Origin of the sequence: Sphingomonas segetis (genome assembly GCF_009720245.1) — a bacterium.
GTDB classification, from domain to species: Bacteria; Pseudomonadota; Alphaproteobacteria; order Sphingomonadales; family Sphingomonadaceae; genus Sphingomicrobium; species Sphingomicrobium segetis.
The window spans coordinates 13,895-28,657 of record NZ_WJSQ01000014.1 but is presented as its reverse complement, the minus strand read 5'-3'; the positions used below and the strand labels follow the sequence as shown (position 1 = coordinate 28,657).

Below are 14,763 nucleotides of genomic sequence, written 5' to 3'. Positions count from 1 at the left end.
CCGTCGAGCGGGACCGGCGCTGCATCCCGGCGCTCGACGAGCTGCGGGCGGCGTTCGAGGAGCGGCTCACGCTCATCGAAGGCGACGCGCTTAGCGTGGACGAGCGCGCGGTCGCCGGCGCAGGCGCGCACGTCGTCGCGAACCTCCCCTATAATGTCGGCACCGCACTGCTGTTGAAATGGCTGTCGGGCGACTGGCCGCCGTGGTGGCGATCCATGACGCTGATGTTCCAGAAAGAAGTCGCCGAACGCATCGTCGCACAGCCCGGAAGCGACGCTTACGGCCGGCTGTCGGTCGCGACCCAGTGGCGCTCGCGCCCGCGGATCGCGATGACGATCAACCGCTCGGCCTTCGTCCCGCCGCCCAGGGTCACGTCTGCGGTGGTCCACGTCGTGCCTGCCGAGCAGCCGGAAGGGGTGAGTCCCAAGGTATTGGAGCAGCTGACCCAAGCTGCGTTCGGGCAACGGCGCAAAATGCTCCGCTCGAGTCTGAAACAAGTCCCCGGCGCCCTCGACGCGGTCGCTGCGCTCGGGATCGACGCGCAGCGCCGCGCTGAAACGCTAAGCCTGGACGAGTGGATAAAGCTGAGCAGAGCCCTGAGCTAATTGGACTTCGGCGACTCCGGCGCCTTGGCCGACGCGACCGTGGGCCCGCGCGATATTGCGGCGGAAAGCTGCCCCACCTGCGGGCAGCCTTGGGTGCCGCAGATTGTCTGGAGCTTCTGGAGGTTCTCCTGCGCGCGGGCGAGAGCCCCCATCTCGACCATCGCCTCGCCCTGCACGGCGATTGCATCGCGATCGTTGGGCTCCATCAGCAGTGCCTTGCTGGTCATGCGGATCGCCTTGCCGAACAGCCGCTGCTTCTCGGCGACACGGGCGAGGTCGACATAGGCCCAGCGATTGCGCGGATCGGCGACGAGCGCCGTTTCGAGCAGGTTTTCGGCTTCCTCCAGCTTGCCGGCGGCCAGAGCCGACTGCCCCTGGTGCATCAGCGACACCGACTTCGGCTGGATCTGGTCGTCGGAGCGCTGCCCGGCGACGGGCGCAGCAAGCGCGAACGCGGCGAGGCCGGCCAGCAGAAGACGAGGAAAGGACTGCATTAAATTCTCCCTACTCCGGCGTTTCGCCTAGCACGGCCGGCGCAGCCGCGCGACGAAAAAGCCGTCGGTACGGTCGTGGGCCGGGGTCAACAACAGTCCGGCACCGTCCGAACGCCCACCGGCAATGGCCGCTTCCTCACTAATCCACGATGAATGACGTGTCCGGAAGCGCTCGATCTGCCCTGCCCCTTCGCGGGACAGGAGCGAGCAGACGGCATAAACCAGCGCGCCGCCCGGCCGCACCAGCTCGGCAGCGATGTCGAGCAGCCGCTCCTGCGCGCCGGTCAGCCGATCGAGCCTTTCCGGCGTCAGGCGCCACCGCCCCTCGGGATTGCGCCGCCACGTCCCGCTCCCCGAACAGGGTGCATCGACGAGGACGAGGTCGGCCGCGCCACGCCAATCCCGCAGCTCCTCAATCTCGCGCGGCGGGCTCAAGAGGAGGGTCTCGACCCGAGCGCCCGCGCGTTGCGCACGCGGGGCCAGTTTCGAAAGACGCATCCGATTGCTGTCGGTCGCCAGGATCGCCGCGCGGGGCTCTGCCGCCGCGAGCGCGAGCGCCTTCCCACCCGCGCCCGCGCACAGGTCGATGATTTGCTCGGCGTCCCCCAGGTCACAGGCCAGTGCGATGAGCTGGCTGCCCTCGTCCTGCACCTCGATTAGGCCGCTTTCGAACGCGGGAATGTCGTCGACGCGGCTGTCCTTCGGCAGGCGAATTCCCCACGGGCTGATCGGGGTCCGTTCCGCACCGTCGAATTGCGTGAGCAGGTCATCGCGCGACGCCTTTGCAACGTTGACGCGAAGGTCGAGCGGGGCGCGTTCGAGCAGCGCGGGCCATTCGTCGGGCGTGACCAGCGGCGAAAGCTCGGGTACCAGCCAGCCGGGGACAGTCCCTGCCTGAGGGACTGCCCCCTTCTCCTGGTCCATCGGCGCCTCGGGCCCGCGCGGCTCGCCGAACAGCTTCAGCAGCGCCGGCTCCTCCTCTGCCAGCCCACGCACCGCGCCACGCCCGCTTTCCGGCCGCTCGGCGAAGCGCCGGATCGCGCGGAACACCAGCTCGCGGACCGCGCGCCGATCCTTCGATCCGGCGTAGCGCCGGTGCCTGAAATAGCGGGTGACGATTGAATCCGCAGGCGGCCCATCGTCCCGAGCCGACGCGATCACTTCGTCGAGCACCTCGATCGCCGCCTGCAGCCGCGCGGCGGGAGTCATCGCTCACCGCGTCGGATAATTGGGTGCCTCGCGTGTGATCGCGACGTCGTGGACGTGGCTTTCCGACAAGCCTGCGTTCGTGATGCGGACGAACCGCGCCCGCTCCCGCAGCTCGGCGACCGTGCGCGAGCCGGTGTAGCCCATCGCCGCCTTCACCCCGCCGACCAGCTGGTGGATGATGTCGCGCACGGGGCCCTTGTACGGCACCTGCCCTTCGATGCCCTCGGGCACGAGCTTCAGGTGATCCTTGATGTCTTGCTGGAAATAGCGGTCGGCCGATCCGCGCGCCATCGCGCCGACCGATCCCATCCCCCGGTAAGACTTGTAGCTACGGCCTTGATACAGAAAGATCTCGCCCGGTGCTTCCTCGGTTCCGGCAAGCAGCGACCCGACCATCACCGCCGATGCGCCGGCGGCGAGCGCCTTGGCGATGTCGCCGCTGGTGCGGATGCCACCGTCGGCGATCACCGGCACGCCGTTGGCAGCGCGCGCGGCGTCCATTACCGCGGTCAGCTGCGGGACGCCGACCCCGGCGACGATGCGCGTCGTGCAGATCGAGCCCGGGCCGATCCCGACCTTGATCGCATCCGCTCCGGCGTCGGTGAGCGCTTTTGCCGCATCAGCGGTCGCGACATTGCCGGCGACCACCTGGACCGAGTTGGATAGGCCCTTCACGCGGCCGACCGCCTTGGCGACGTCGGTGTTGTGGCCATGCGCTGTGTCGATCACGATGCAGTCGCAACCGGCGTCAATCAGCGCCTGCGACCGCTCGAACCCCTTGTCGCCGACGGTCGTTGCGGCGGCAACGCGCAGGCGCCCTTCGCCGTCCTTGGTCGCGAGCGGGGCGGCGACCGATTTCTCGATGTCCTTGACGGTGATGAGGCCCACGCAATGATTGTCCTCGTCGACGACTATCAGCTTCTCGATCCGGCGCTGGTGAAGGATGCGCCTCGCCTCGGCTTCGGTCGTTCCGATCGGCACGGTGGCGAGATTGTCCCTGGTCATCAGCTCGCTGACCGCCTGGCGCGGGTTCTCGGCAAAGCGCACGTCGCGGTTGGTGAGGATGCCGCACAGCTTGCCCGATTTCTCGACGATCGGGATACCGCTGATCCGGTGCGCCTTCATCAGCTCGAGCGCCTCGGCCAGCGTCTGCTCGGGCGTCATGGTGATTGGGTTGACCACCATGCCACTCTCGAAGCGCTTGACCTGGCGGACTGCCCAGGCCTGCTCTTCGACGCTGAGATTGCGGTGCAGAACGCCGATCCCGCCGAGCTGGGCGAGCGCGATCGCCATGTCGACCTCGGTCACCGTATCCATCGCCGACGAGAGGATCGGGATATTCAGCGGAATTTCGCGGGTGAGGAAGGTCTTGGTGTACGTCTGGCTCGGAAGGACGGAGGATTCGAGCGGCTGCAGCAGCACGTCGTCGAACGTCAGTCCGAGCGGAATAGCGGCGGTGTCGTTGAGTTGGGCCATATCGGCCCATGACAGGCGAAGCGCGATTCGCCAAGCCTCGCTAGGACTTGGCCCTCTCGATCACCCGCTGTGCAGCTTCGACGTGCATGCGCTCGATCATTTCGTTGCCGAACCGCTCGGCGCCGCCGCGAAAGGCCTGGACGAGCGCCCTCGCGCGCTCGAGATCGGCCTCGCCCGGCACGAAGGCCCGATGGCAAGGTGCGATCTGGTCCGGGTGAATCACGCTCTTGCCGTCGAAGCCGAGCCGGCACCCCTCCTCCGCCTCCGCAAGGAAGCCATCGCTGTCCTCGAGATTGTTGAAAACACCGTCGAAAACCGCGACCCCAGCCGCGCGCGCCGCGAGCACGATCATCTGCAAAGAGGCGCATATCGGCTCGCGCGTCGCGTCGAGAGGCAAGCGGAGGTCCGCACGCAGGTCATTGGTGCCAGCGATCAGCCCGGCTGTTTCCGGCGCGATCTCCGCCGCAGCCAGCACGCCGGCCGCCGTCTCGATCATCGCCAGCACCGGTTTGCCCACTGCTTCGGCAATGCCGTGCACCAGGTGCGCGGAAACGGCGCGCGGCACCACCGCGAGATCCGCATTGGAGCGTGCGACCGCGTCAAGATCGAGGGAGTGCCACTCCGTCCCCACACCATTCACGCGAATGGCGACGGGCACCGGCCACGCGTTCGTGACGGCTTCGACCGCAGCTCCCCGCGCCGAATGCTTGTCCTCCGGCTTCACCGCGTCTTCGAGGTCCAGCACCACCAGCTCAGCGCCGACCTCCCGCGCCTTGGCGATCGCGCGCGGATTGGACGCGGGCAGGAACAGGATCGACCTTACCGCGAACAGGTCGAGAGCCTTGTCGCTTTTTGCTTCCGCTTGCACCATGACCGTCGCATCATGCGCCCGATTGGGCAGACCGGGGAAGAAAAATGCTGACGATGTTCATGGCCGCGGTGGCGGTCCTCGTTCTTCTGTACATTGCGATGGGCGTGAAGATCGTCCGTCAGGGCTACCGCTACACGATCGAGCATTTCGGCCGCTTCGTGCGGGTGGCCGAGCCAGGCTTCAACTATGTGACGCCCTTCTTCTACCGCGTCGGCCGGCGCATCAACATGATGGAGCAGGTCCTCGAAATCCCGGGCCAGGAGATCATCACCCGGGACAATGCCATGGTGGCCGTCGACGGGGTCGTCTTCTTCCAGGTCCTCGATGCGGCCAAGGCCGCCTACGAGGTCTTTGATCTCTATCCGGCCATCACCGCCCTCTCGACCACCAACCTCAGGACCGTGATGGGCTCGATGGACCTCGACGAGACGCTTTCAAAGCGTGACGAGATCAATACCAAGCTGCTCGGCGTCGTCGATCAGGCGACCGAATCCTGGGGCGTCAAGATTACCCGGGTCGAGCTGCGCGACATTCGTCCGCCGCAGGACATCGTCAACGCGATGACCCGGCAGATGAAGGCCGAACGCGAGAAGCGCGCCGTCATTCTCGAGGCCGAAGGCATGCGGCAGTCCGCCATCCTGAAAGCCGAAGGCGAGAAGCAATCGGCCATCCTCCAGGCGGAGGGCGGGCGCGAAGCGGCGTTCCGCGAAGCCGAAGCGCGCGAGCGCGCGGCGCAGGCGGAAGCAACCGCAACCAAGGCGGTCAGCGACGCGATCGAGCAAGGGAGCGCCCAGGCGATCAATTATTTCATCGCGCAGAAATATGTCGAGGCAATCGCCGAGTTCGCCCGTTCGCCCAACGCCAAGACAATCCTGTTCCCGGTCGAAGCCACGCAGCTGATCGGGACGCTTGGCGGCATCGGCGAGCTTGCCAAAGAGGCCGTCGGTCGCGTCGGCAGCGCGCCTCAACAGCCCAGGGCCGGGCCCACCACGAGCGTCCCCAGGGCGGGCGAATGAGCGACCTGCCTATCGACTTCGAATGGCTGTGGCTGATCGGCGGCGTGATCCTGCTGATCGCCGAGCTGATCGCGCCGGGCTTTTTCCTCGTGTTCATCGGGGCTGCAGCGATTGCCACCGGTCTTGCGGCGTTGCTGCTGCCGATCGGCGTCGCTCTGCAGCTCGCACTGTTTGCGCTGCTCGCCTATCTGGCGGCGCGGATCGGCGGTCGGCGCGCTTATTCGATGCGCTACGATTATTCGCCTGACCCGTTCCTCAACGATCGCGCCAAGCGCCTTCTCGGCCGCGTCGTCGTGGTCACTCAGCCGGTCGATTCGAATGGCGGGCGCGTCCGTGTCGGCGACAGCGAATGGTCGGCGCGGGGCGGTCCCGCCGCCGCCGGCGACCGCGTGCGCATCGTCGACATCGAAGGCAATTGCCTCAAGGTCGAGGCGGAGCATGTCCTCCCGCCGGCTGCTCCGAGCCCGTCGCCTCCTTCCGAATGAAGGCCCGCATCTGATCTTCGAAAACGTTTAGCGGAACGGAGCCGAGCGCGAGGATCGCATCGTGGAACCGGCGTTCGTCGAACTTCGGACCGAGTGTCGCCTCGGCTTCCTTCCGGAGGCGCAGGATCGTCAGCTCGCCGAGCTTGTAAGCGAGCGCCTGCCCGGGCCAGCTGATGTAGCGGTCGACCTCGGTTTCGACCTCGTGCTGGGTCAGCGCGGTGTGGCTCGCGAGATAATCGATCGCCTGCTCACGCGACCAGCCCTGCTGATGGATGCCGGTGTCGATGACGAGCCGCGCCGCGCGCCACATCTCATAGCTGAGCTGACCGAACTTCTCGTAAGGCGTCCGGTAGATTCCCATCTCATTGCCGAGCCATTCGCTGTAGAGGCCCCAGCCCTCGCCCATGCCCGAGAAATAAAGGTTGCGGCGGAAGCTCGGCAGCGCCTTCTGCTCGGCTGAGACGGCCGCCTGGAAGCTGTGGCCCGGGATACATTCGTGAAGGGTGAGCGCCGGGATGTTGTAGAGCGGTCGCACCGGCAGGTCGTACGTGTTCATCATGCAATTCTCGAAGCCGCCCCGGCCCGAGGTGTAGAAGGGCGCAAGCGCGTCCGGCACCGGGATGATCCCGAAGCGGTGGCGCGGGAGCAGCCCGAAATGCTGCCCGATCACGCCGTCCACCCGCTTGGCGACATAGGCCGAGACGCCGAGCAGCCCGTCGGGGGTCTTTGCATAGAATTGCGGATCGCTTTTCAGGAACTTGAGGAACTCGGGCATGGCGCCCTTGAAGCCGCTCTCGAGCATGACCTTGTGCATCTCGGCATCGATCCGCGCGACCTCGCTGAGCCCGAGTTGGTGGATCTGCTCGGGAGTCATGTCGGTCGTCGTGTATTCGCGGACCTGCGCGCGGTAGAAGGCGTCGCCGTCGGGCAAATCATGCGCCGCAATCGTCGTTCGGCTGTGCGGGACATAGTCGTCGCGGATGAAGCCGAGCAGCTTGCGGTAGGCGGGCATCACGGACTGCGCGATGGCTATCTTGGCTTGCGACCGGAGCGCCTCCTTCTCGGCCGCGGGCACGTTCGAGGGAAAGTGCTCGAACGGCTTGTAGAAGCTGCTTTTCTCTGGGTCTTCGACGATGAAGGTGGCGATCGATTTGTCGCGCCCGTTGAGCGTGGCGCGCGGAACGCTGAAGCCGCGCGCCAGGCCAGCGCGCATGTTGACGATCTGCTCGTCGAAATAGCGCGGAATTTCGCGCAGCCGTGCGATATAGCGCCGGTATCCGGCGGCATCGTCAAACGGCTGCGAGGCGTCGAGGTAGGTCCAGAAGGAGCTGTCGCTGTTGAACGGCATCTCCCAGGTGCGGAATTGATATTCGGAAATTTGGTTCTCGAGCAGGGTCCGGAACACAGCGGCATTGACCTGTTCCGCAGGCGAAAGCTGCGCGACCGGGATGGCGTTCAACTTTGCAAGAAGCTGCTTGAGGTGCGCAGCGCGGCGAAGCTGCGACGCCTCGTCGACGTGCGGAAGGTAAGCGGCGCTCTCGGTCTCGCCGCGCGCGTTCTCGAAATAGCCGAATTCCTTCGCGTCCCACGCGGCATAGCCGTCGTAGAGCGCCTTGAGCCGCGCATCCGCAGTGCTTTGGGCCAAATGTTTCGCCGGGGGAGCAGCAATCGCCGGCAGGCAAAGCACACTCATCCCCAGTGCGACCGTGCCCAGACGCAGCAAAATCTTCATGCTCCACTCCTCCCCACCCGAGCCACTCGCAGCTCATAAAGCGGAAGGCCCGCGCTGAGTATATGGCGAGGGCCGAACCGCTCTGACCACTATTGGGGCAAGGATGCGATGTCCGGCAAAATGAACGTCTGCCGGGCCTCGATCGAAAATAGCCGATCGGGCGAATAGAAGCGCAGCGGCCAGTCGCGGTCGCCCGTCGGCGACAGCAGCAGCGAGTTGACGAGCTCGTGCAGCGGTTCCGACAGCTCCGCTTCCGATAGAAACAGCCGCACGCCGTGAAGGAAGGCGCGGGTGATCGTCTCGTGATAGCCTTCGGTGTCGCTGTTCACACCGCCGACGCTCTCGTTGTAGCGGCGGATGAGCCCGGGCAGATCCTTGTCGATGTCGATGTCAGGGCGCTTCAGCAGCAGGTAGGTGGTCGCCGCAAGGTGCGCCTCGTGGGTCCATTCGCTGCGCGGCAGCGTACGCGCGACGAGACCCTCGCCGATGTGCTCGATCTCGGCGTCGGAGTTGAAGAATCGGGGGTGAAGCTCGGTCATCGATCGGGTCCCTGGGAAGGGCCCGACCGGCGCCGGGCCTAAGCTGAGGTGGCTTGCGGAGCTTGCGCCTGCATTTGTTGTCGTTCTTGCCCGCCCGTCACCTTCGGGGCAGCCGCGCGAACCCCCTCGTCCACGCTGTCAGCGAACTGGGCGAAATTCTTGGCGAACAATTCGACGAGCTTCGCGGCCGTCGCGTCATATTCGGCAGCGTCGGCCCAGGTACTCCTGGGGTCGAGCAGCTCGGTGCAGCCCGCAAGTTCGACCGGCACCTCGAAGCCGAAATTCGGATCCTTGCGGAACTTGGCATGCTTCAGGCTGCCGTCCAGCGCCGCATTGAGCAGCGCGCGCGTGGCCTTGATCGGCATGCGCCTGCCGACCCCGTACTTACCGCCGGTCCAGCCGGTGTTGACCAGCCAGCAATCGACCTCGCCTTCCGCAATCCTCTTCTTGAGCAGGTTGCCGTAGACCGAAGGGTGGCGCGGCATGAAGGGCGCGCCGAAGCAGGTCGAGAAGGTCGCCTGCGGCTCGGTAACTCCGATTTCGGTGCCGGCGACCTTGGCGGTGTAACCCGAGAGGAAGTGGTACATCGCCTCGTCGGGCGTCAGCTTCGCGATCGGCGGCAGCACGCCGAAGGCGTCGGCGGTCAGCATGACGACGTTCTTGGGCACCGGACCCATGTTGTCCACAGACGAATTCGGGATGAAATCGATGGGGTAGGCGCCACGGCTGTTTTCGGCGAGCGCCGGATCGTCGAGGTCGAGCTCGCGGGTCACCGGATCGATGACGACATTTTCGAGCACCGTGCCGAAGCGCTTCGTCGTCGCGTAGATTTCCGGCTCCGACTCTGCCGAGAGACGGATCATCTTCGCGTAGCAGCCACCTTCGAAATTGAAGACTGCCGTGTCCGACCACCCATGCTCGTCGTCGCCGATCAGCGTCCGGTTCGGGTCAGCCGAAAGCGTCGTTTTGCCAGTGCCCGACAGGCCGAAAAAGATCGCGCTGTCGCCCTTGGGCCCGATGTTGGCCGAGCAGTGCATCGGCATGATGCCCTGCGGCGGAAGGAGGAAGTTTAGAAGGCCGAAAACCGACTTCTTCATCTCGCCGGCGTAGGAGGTGCCGCCGATCAGGATCAGCTTCTTGGTGAAGTTGACCGCGACGACTGTCTCGCTGCGCGAGCCGTGGCGCTCGGGATCGGCGCGGAAGCTCGGCAAGTCGATCATCGTGAACTCGGGATCGAAGCTCGCGAGATCGGCCGCGTCGGGCCGCACCAGCATCGTGCGGATGAAAAGATTGTGCCAGGCGAGCTCGTTGATGACGCGAACGCGCACCCGGTGTTCCGGCTGCGAGCCGCCGTAGAGGTCCGCGACGTAGAGCTGCTCCTGATCGGCGAGCGCTAGAAGGAAGTCGTCGTAGAGCCGCTCGAAGGCGTCCGGGTCCATTGGCTTGTTGCCGTCGTTCCACCAGATGGCATCGCTGGTCAGCTCGTCCCTGACCGTGAACTTGTCCTTGGCGCTGCGGCCAGTGTGCTTGCCGGTGCGGACGACCAGCGGCCCTTCCTTTGCGAGCAGGCCTTCGCCGCGGCGCACCGCATGCTCCACCAGCGGTGCCGTCGTCAGGTTCCAGAAGATTTCGGCGCCGGTGGCGATCCCCTGGGCGTCGAGGCCACGACGCGGAACGCGGTCGTTCACTTTAGCTGCTTCCCTTTCCAACATGTCAAAAGCGGCGGCGACCGGTGCCTGGCCTGCCGCCGCATACGTATGCGTTAGAAGCGCCTATAGGCACGAAAAGGTTGCGTGGTCAAAACGGCTTAGCGGCTGCCGGGCACCTGATATCCGACGGTAACGCTAACATTCGATCGGTGCTGTTTGCGGCCGTGCTTGTGCGCCTGCCACCCCACCGCTAATCCCTTCCGTTCATCGGGAGGGCATCGACAGAGCAGCGGATGAGCCATGTGATCGCGCTGGTCGATGACGACCGGAACATCCTGACCTCGGTGTCGATCGCCCTGCAGCAGGAGGGATTCGTGACGCGCGTCTATTCGGACGCGATGGCTGCGTTGAAGGCGATCGGCGACAATCCGCCCGACCTTGGGGTATTCGACATCAAGATGCCGAACCTCGACGGAATGGAGCTGCTGCGGCGTGTGCGCGAGTTCAGCGCCATGCCGGTGATCTTTCTGACCTCGAAGGACGACGAGCTCGACGAAGCGCTGGGCCTTGCGATGGGCGCCGACGATTACATCTCCAAGCCCTTCTCGCAGCGGCTGCTGATCGCCCGAATCCGCGCGATCCTGCGGCGGCAGGAGCTCGAGCGCGGCGGAGCGGCGGCGGCGAATGCCGAGGAAGAGCCGGCGCTGCTCGAGCGAGGCCGCCTCGTGATGGACCCGGCACGCCACAAGGTCCGGTGGGACGGCAAGGATGTGAGCCTCACCGTCACGGAGTTCCTCATCCTCGAAGCGCTCGCGCAGCGGCCGGGCGTGGTGAAAAGCCGTAACCAATTGCTCGATGTCGCCTATAGCGACGACGTTTATGTCGACGACCGCACCATCGACAGCCACATCAAGCGCATCCGGCGCAAGTTCCGCGGCGTCGACCCGGAGTTCGATGCAATCGAGACCCTCTATGGAGTCGGCTATCGATTCGACGAATAGCACCGGCGCGGCCGACCCGCCGGACCTCGCCTTGCGCTGGTCGGGCAGGTGGACGCTCACGCACCGGATTCTCGCCGTCAATATCCTGACCTTGCTGCTGGTGGCTCTGAGCACGCTCTACCTCGACGTGTTCCGCAACCGGCTGAGCAAGGAACGTACCCACCAGGCACGAATGGAAACAGCGACAGCCGTAGCCGCGATGGGACATGTGCCGGAGGAGAACTGGCCGGCGCTGCTGGCCACCGCGTCGAAGGTCACCGGCGACCGCTTCCGCCTCTATGGCCGCGACGGGTCGCTTCGGATCGACAGCTGGCAGCTGACCGGGCCGACCTACGAATTACGCGATCCGAAGACGCAAAAGTGGACCAAGGACGTCGCTCGGGCGCTCGACCACGGCTTCAACCTGATCGTGGGCGCCAGGTCGCGCGACGACTATGTCGAGCCGCCCGTCGATCGGCTGGGTGCATGGCCGGAGGCAGTGAGGGCGATCAAGCTGGGGCGCGCGACGACCGAAGTGCGCAATGCGCCGGACCTGACGCCCGTCATCTCGTCGGCAGTCCCGATCGACGGCGGCATCCTGCTCGCCACCGACAACGACCGGACGTTCACCAAGACGGTGCGCAAGCAGCGGACGCTGATCGTCGGCGCGATGATCCTGGTCATTCTGCTTTCCGTGCTGGTTTCGGTGTTCCTGGCGCGGACGATCGTGCGTCCGTTGCGGAGACTGGCGCTCGCTGCGCACCGGGTCCGTCTCGGGCGCGCCCGGGAGGTCAAGGTGCCTCGCCTGCCCAACCGCAGCGACGAGATCGGCCTTCTCGCCCGTTCCGTTTCCGACATGAGCCAGTCGCTGCGGCAGCGGATCGACAATATCGAGGCTTTCGCCGCCGACGTGACTCACGAGCTGAAGAATCCCCTCGCCTCGCTGCGTTCGGCAGTCGACGGGCTCGACCGCGTCGACGATCCCGAATTGCGCCGCAAGCTGATGGCCATCGTACGCGAGGACGTGCGCAGGCTCGACCGGCTGATCAACGATATCAGCGAGGCCGCTCGCACCGATGCCGAGCTTCTCCGCGCCGAGTTCGAGCGCGTCGATCTGGGATCGCTTATCGAGCAGATCGTCTCGAGCTGGGAAACGCGGCGCGAGAAAGGCGATGCGCGAATCGCCTTCGCACGCCCGCGAAAGGACACGGCAGCGGTCATGGGCAAGCCCGACCGCCTCGCGCGTGCAATCAACGCCATCATCGACAATGCCGTCAGCTTCTCCCCTCCCGGCGGGCTGGTCGAGATTGCCGCCGCGCACGTCGGCGACGAGGTCCGAATCCGCATCGACGATGAGGGCCCCGGCGTTCCGCCCGAAGCGCGTGAAGCAATCTTCAACCGCTTCCACTCGGTCCGCCCGGAAGGCGAGAAGTTCGGCCGCCATTCAGGCCTCGGCCTTGCCATCGCCCAGGCAATCGTCAAAGGCCACGATGGGGAGATTGACGTGCACGACCGCGATGACGCCCCATCCGGCGCCCGCTTCACCATCCGGCTTCCCGCGGCGGACCGCGAATGAACCCGCCGCAACCGGGAACCGGTCCGCGCCTGTCGGCCGAGACCATTCACGCAAGCACGGTTGCGATCGACGGCCGCGCAGTGCTGATCACCGGCCCTTCGGGGTCGGGCAAGTCGGATCTCACGCTGCGCCTGCTCGATCGCGGCTTCACGCTCGTCAGCGACGACCAGACGATCGTCAGGCGCGACGGCGATCGCCTGGTCGCGACGGCGCCGCCGGCCATCGCCGGCAAGCTCGAGGTCCGCGGCATCGGGATCGTCGAGGTGGAGCGGCTCGGCGACGTACCGGTCGCGCTGCTCGTCGAGCTCACCAGCGACATCCAGCGACTCCCCGACGACAGCCGCGAGCGGCCGATCCTCGGCGTCGGCCTGCCGCTGATCTCGATCGATGCGATGACTGCCTCCGCCCCGTCGAAAGTCTCGCTCGCTCTCGGCCGCATGGGCCTCAGGTTCCAGTGAGCGCTGCGCGGCGCCTGCCGCGCCTGTTGCTCGTCACCGGAATGTCCGGGGCGGGCAAATCGACAGTGCTCGACACGCTCGAGGACATGGGCTGGGACACAGTCGACAACCTTCCCGCGGACCTCCTCAATCAGTTCGTCCACGGCGGCGGCGAATGCCGCACGGTGCCAGTGGCCGTGGCGATGGACGCGCGCAGCCGCGGCTTCGACGCCGAGCGCCTGCCCGCGCTGTTCCGATCGGTCGAGGGAGTGGAGCCCGAGGTCCTCTATCTCGATTGCTCCGGCACCGAGCTCATGCGCCGCTACGACGAGACACGGCGGCGGCACCCGCTCGCGCCCGACCGGCCTGCCGAGGATGGGATCGCCCGCGAGCGCCAGCTGACAATGCCCCTGCGCAACGGTGCCGACAGCGTTCTCGACACGACCGACCTCAGCCCCGCCGAGCTTCGCGACGAGCTCCAGCGCCGCTACGGCGGCGATTCCGACCAGCCGGTGCTGACCGTCGCCTCGTTCGCGTTCGCGCGAGGAATCTCGCGCACTGCCGACCTGGTCTTCGACCTTCGCTTTCTTCCCAATCCTCACTGGATCGACGAGCTTCGGCCGCTGACCGGAGAGGACCAGGCGGTCCGCGACTATCTTGGCCGGGAGCCCGCGTGGGGCGAGACAGTGGACCGGATCGAGAAGCTTCTCATCGACTGGATTCCCCGCTACTGGGCCGCTGGCAAAAGCTATGTGACCGTCGCATTCGGCTGTACGGGAGGGCGGCACCGTTCGGTCGCCGCGGCAGTCGAAATGGCAGAGCGGTTGCGAAGAGCCGGGTTTGCTCCGAATGTCCGCCATCGTGATCTCGCCTCACCCCCGCGGGACACGATCGAACGGCATCCCGGGCGCATACCGGCAAGCGAGGGCGAGGACGAGTTGAGTCGATGATTGGACTGGTGCTGGTGACCCACGGCCGGCTTGCGGCCGAGTTCATCACCGCAATGGAACATGTGGTCGGGCCGCAGGACGCGATCGAAGCGATCTGCATCGGTCCCGACGACGACATGGAAAGCCGCCGCAAGGACATTGCCGCCGCCATCACCCATGTCGACCAAGGCAAGGGCGTGATCATCCTCACCGACCTGTTCGGCGGGACTCCGTCGAACCTCGCGATCAGCCTGATGAAGGGCGAGAACGTCGAGGTGATCGCCGGCGTGAACCTGCCGATGCTGATCCGGCTCGAAGGCGCGCGCAAGGTGATGCCGGTCCATGCCGCGGTCGCGGCGGCGCGCGAGGCCGGGCGCAAATATATTTCCGTCGCATCGGAGATTCTGGGCGAGGCCGCTGCTTGACGGCGGCCAGCCGCGAGGTCCGGATCACGAACCAGCGCGGCCTCCATGCCCGGGCGAGCGCCAAATTCGTCAATCTCGCGAGCGAGATCGGGGCGGACATCGAAGTCGAGAAGGACGGCAACAAGGTCTGCGGCACCTCGATCATGGGCCTGATGATGCTCGGCGCGGCAAAGGGCGACGCGATCACCATCCGTGTCGAGGGCGAAGGTGCCGAGGAAGCGCTGGCGAAGCTGGTCGCGCTTGTGGAAGAGAGATTTGGTGAGGAATAGCGTCACTGCGAGGAGCGTAGCGACGAAGCTGTCCTGCCGCGCGGGCCTGGGTTGCTTTGCTCCGCTAGCAA

General features: G+C 66.0%; 16 protein-coding genes. 9 read left to right on the top strand and 7 right to left on the bottom strand.

Going from position 1 to position 14,763, the window contains the following annotated elements:
- Positions 1-605, top strand: a 605-nt coding sequence (rsmA, locus tag GH737_RS02740; RefSeq protein ID WP_155263328.1) for a 16S rRNA (adenine(1518)-N(6)/adenine(1519)-N(6))-dimethyltransferase RsmA, incomplete at its 5' end; no start/stop codon positions are given.
- Here the strand turns inward: rsmA and GH737_RS02735 are convergent.
- The 4 genes from GH737_RS02735 to GH737_RS02720 are packed head-to-tail and all read right to left on the bottom strand — an operon-like array spanning position 602 to position 4,655.
- Complete coding sequence (locus tag GH737_RS02735; protein ID WP_155263327.1) at positions 602-1,099, bottom strand: tetratricopeptide repeat protein; 498 nt, start codon at positions 1,097-1,099, stop codon at positions 602-604. The genes rsmA and GH737_RS02735 overlap by 4 nt on opposite strands.
- A gap of 27 nt (positions 1,100-1,126) precedes the next feature.
- On the bottom strand, positions 1,127-2,308 hold the full coding sequence (locus tag GH737_RS02730) for an RsmB/NOP family class I SAM-dependent RNA methyltransferase (RefSeq protein WP_155263326.1): 1,182 nt from the start codon (positions 2,306-2,308) through the stop codon (positions 1,127-1,129).
- Positions 2,309-2,311: 3 nt separating this feature from the next.
- Positions 2,312-3,784 (bottom strand): IMP dehydrogenase, encoded by a 1,473-nt coding sequence (gene guaB, locus GH737_RS02725; RefSeq protein ID WP_155263325.1) that lies wholly within the window; start codon positions 3,782-3,784, stop codon positions 2,312-2,314.
- Positions 3,785-3,824: 40 nt separating this feature from the next.
- Positions 3,825-4,655, bottom strand: a complete 831-nt coding sequence (locus GH737_RS02720) for an HpcH/HpaI aldolase/citrate lyase family protein (RefSeq protein WP_155263324.1) — start codon at positions 4,653-4,655, stop codon at positions 3,825-3,827.
- Positions 4,656-4,699: 44 nt separating this feature from the next.
- Here GH737_RS02720 and GH737_RS02715 point away from each other — a divergent pair, with 44 nt between their 5' ends.
- Together GH737_RS02715 and GH737_RS02710 are read left to right on the top strand one after the other, a co-directional pair.
- A complete protein-coding gene (locus tag GH737_RS02715; protein WP_155263323.1) occupies positions 4,700-5,671 on the top strand; it encodes an SPFH domain-containing protein in 972 nt (323 codons plus the stop codon).
- A complete protein-coding gene (locus GH737_RS02710) occupies positions 5,668-6,156 on the top strand; it encodes an NfeD family protein (protein ID WP_155263322.1) in 489 nt (162 codons plus the stop codon). Before GH737_RS02715 ends, GH737_RS02710 begins: the two co-directional genes overlap by 4 nt.
- On the opposite strand, the gene GH737_RS02705 is transcribed toward GH737_RS02710, so the two are convergent.
- The 3 genes from GH737_RS02705 to GH737_RS02695 all read right to left on the bottom strand — a co-directional run bounded on the left by GH737_RS02705 (position 6,092) and on the right by GH737_RS02695 (position 10,115).
- Positions 6,092-7,888, bottom strand: coding sequence for a DUF885 domain-containing protein (locus tag GH737_RS02705; RefSeq protein ID WP_155263321.1), 1,797 nt, complete (start codon positions 7,886-7,888; stop codon positions 6,092-6,094). The genes GH737_RS02710 and GH737_RS02705 overlap by 65 nt on opposite strands.
- A gap of 89 nt (positions 7,889-7,977) precedes the next feature.
- Positions 7,978-8,427: a hypothetical protein gene (locus GH737_RS02700; protein ID WP_155263320.1), complete on the bottom strand. Its 450-nt coding sequence runs from the start codon at positions 8,425-8,427 to the stop codon at positions 7,978-7,980.
- Between the two features lie 38 nt (positions 8,428-8,465).
- Positions 8,466-10,115: a phosphoenolpyruvate carboxykinase gene (locus tag GH737_RS02695; RefSeq protein WP_155263319.1), complete on the bottom strand. Its 1,650-nt coding sequence runs from the start codon at positions 10,113-10,115 to the stop codon at positions 8,466-8,468.
- 254 nt (positions 10,116-10,369) lie between these two features.
- Here GH737_RS02695 and GH737_RS02690 point away from each other — a divergent pair, with 254 nt between their 5' ends.
- Genes GH737_RS02690 through GH737_RS02665 form a run of 6 tightly spaced genes read left to right on the top strand, consistent with a single transcriptional unit; the run spans position 10,370 to position 14,692 of the window.
- Entirely contained in the window at positions 10,370-11,077 is a 708-nt protein-coding gene (locus GH737_RS02690; RefSeq protein WP_155263318.1) for a response regulator transcription factor, read from the top strand.
- Entirely contained in the window at positions 11,049-12,632 is a 1,584-nt protein-coding gene (locus GH737_RS02685; protein ID WP_155263317.1) for a sensor histidine kinase, read from the top strand. The genes GH737_RS02690 and GH737_RS02685 overlap by 29 nt, the downstream gene beginning before the upstream one ends.
- A complete protein-coding gene (locus GH737_RS02680; RefSeq protein WP_155263316.1) occupies positions 12,629-13,090 on the top strand; it encodes an HPr kinase/phosphorylase in 462 nt (153 codons plus the stop codon). Before GH737_RS02685 ends, GH737_RS02680 begins: the two co-directional genes overlap by 4 nt.
- Positions 13,087-14,019: an RNase adapter RapZ gene (rapZ, locus tag GH737_RS02675; protein WP_275401941.1), complete on the top strand. Its 933-nt coding sequence runs from the start codon at positions 13,087-13,089 to the stop codon at positions 14,017-14,019. Before GH737_RS02680 ends, rapZ begins: the two co-directional genes overlap by 4 nt.
- A complete protein-coding gene (locus GH737_RS02670; protein ID WP_155263315.1) occupies positions 14,016-14,423 on the top strand; it encodes a PTS sugar transporter subunit IIA in 408 nt (135 codons plus the stop codon). The genes rapZ and GH737_RS02670 overlap by 4 nt, the downstream gene beginning before the upstream one ends.
- On the top strand, positions 14,420-14,692 hold the full coding sequence (locus GH737_RS02665) for an HPr family phosphocarrier protein (protein WP_155263314.1): 273 nt from the start codon (positions 14,420-14,422) through the stop codon (positions 14,690-14,692). The genes GH737_RS02670 and GH737_RS02665 overlap by 4 nt, the downstream gene beginning before the upstream one ends.
- Positions 14,693-14,763: the final 71 nt, after the last annotated feature.

What these genes read in the sequence shown, in the direction of transcription:
- GH737_RS02735 (WP_155263327.1), bottom strand. Translation starts at nt 1,099, where the DNA reads ATGCAGTCCTTTCCTCGTCTTCTGCTGGCCGGCCTCGCCGCGTTCGCG.
- GH737_RS02730 (WP_155263326.1), bottom strand. Translation starts at nt 2,308, where the DNA reads ATGACTCCCGCCGCGCGGCTGCAGGCGGCGATCGAGGTGCTCGACGAA.
- guaB (WP_155263325.1), bottom strand. Translation starts at nt 3,784, where the DNA reads ATGGCCCAACTCAACGACACCGCCGCTATTCCGCTCGGACTGACGTTC.
- GH737_RS02720 (WP_155263324.1), bottom strand. Translation starts at nt 4,655, where the DNA reads ATGGTGCAAGCGGAAGCAAAAAGCGACAAGGCTCTCGACCTGTTCGCG.
- GH737_RS02715 (WP_155263323.1), top strand. Translation starts at nt 4,700, where the DNA reads ATGCTGACGATGTTCATGGCCGCGGTGGCGGTCCTCGTTCTTCTGTAC.
- GH737_RS02710 (WP_155263322.1), top strand. Translation starts at nt 5,668, where the DNA reads ATGAGCGACCTGCCTATCGACTTCGAATGGCTGTGGCTGATCGGCGGC.
- GH737_RS02705 (WP_155263321.1), bottom strand. Translation starts at nt 7,888, where the DNA reads ATGAAGATTTTGCTGCGTCTGGGCACGGTCGCACTGGGGATGAGTGTG.
- GH737_RS02700 (WP_155263320.1), bottom strand. Translation starts at nt 8,427, where the DNA reads ATGACCGAGCTTCACCCCCGATTCTTCAACTCCGACGCCGAGATCGAG.
- GH737_RS02690 (WP_155263318.1), top strand. Translation starts at nt 10,370, where the DNA reads ATGAGCCATGTGATCGCGCTGGTCGATGACGACCGGAACATCCTGACC.
- GH737_RS02685 (WP_155263317.1), top strand. Translation starts at nt 11,049, where the DNA reads ATGGAGTCGGCTATCGATTCGACGAATAGCACCGGCGCGGCCGACCCG.
- GH737_RS02680 (WP_155263316.1), top strand. Translation starts at nt 12,629, where the DNA reads ATGAACCCGCCGCAACCGGGAACCGGTCCGCGCCTGTCGGCCGAGACC.
- GH737_RS02670 (WP_155263315.1), top strand. Translation starts at nt 14,016, where the DNA reads ATGATTGGACTGGTGCTGGTGACCCACGGCCGGCTTGCGGCCGAGTTC.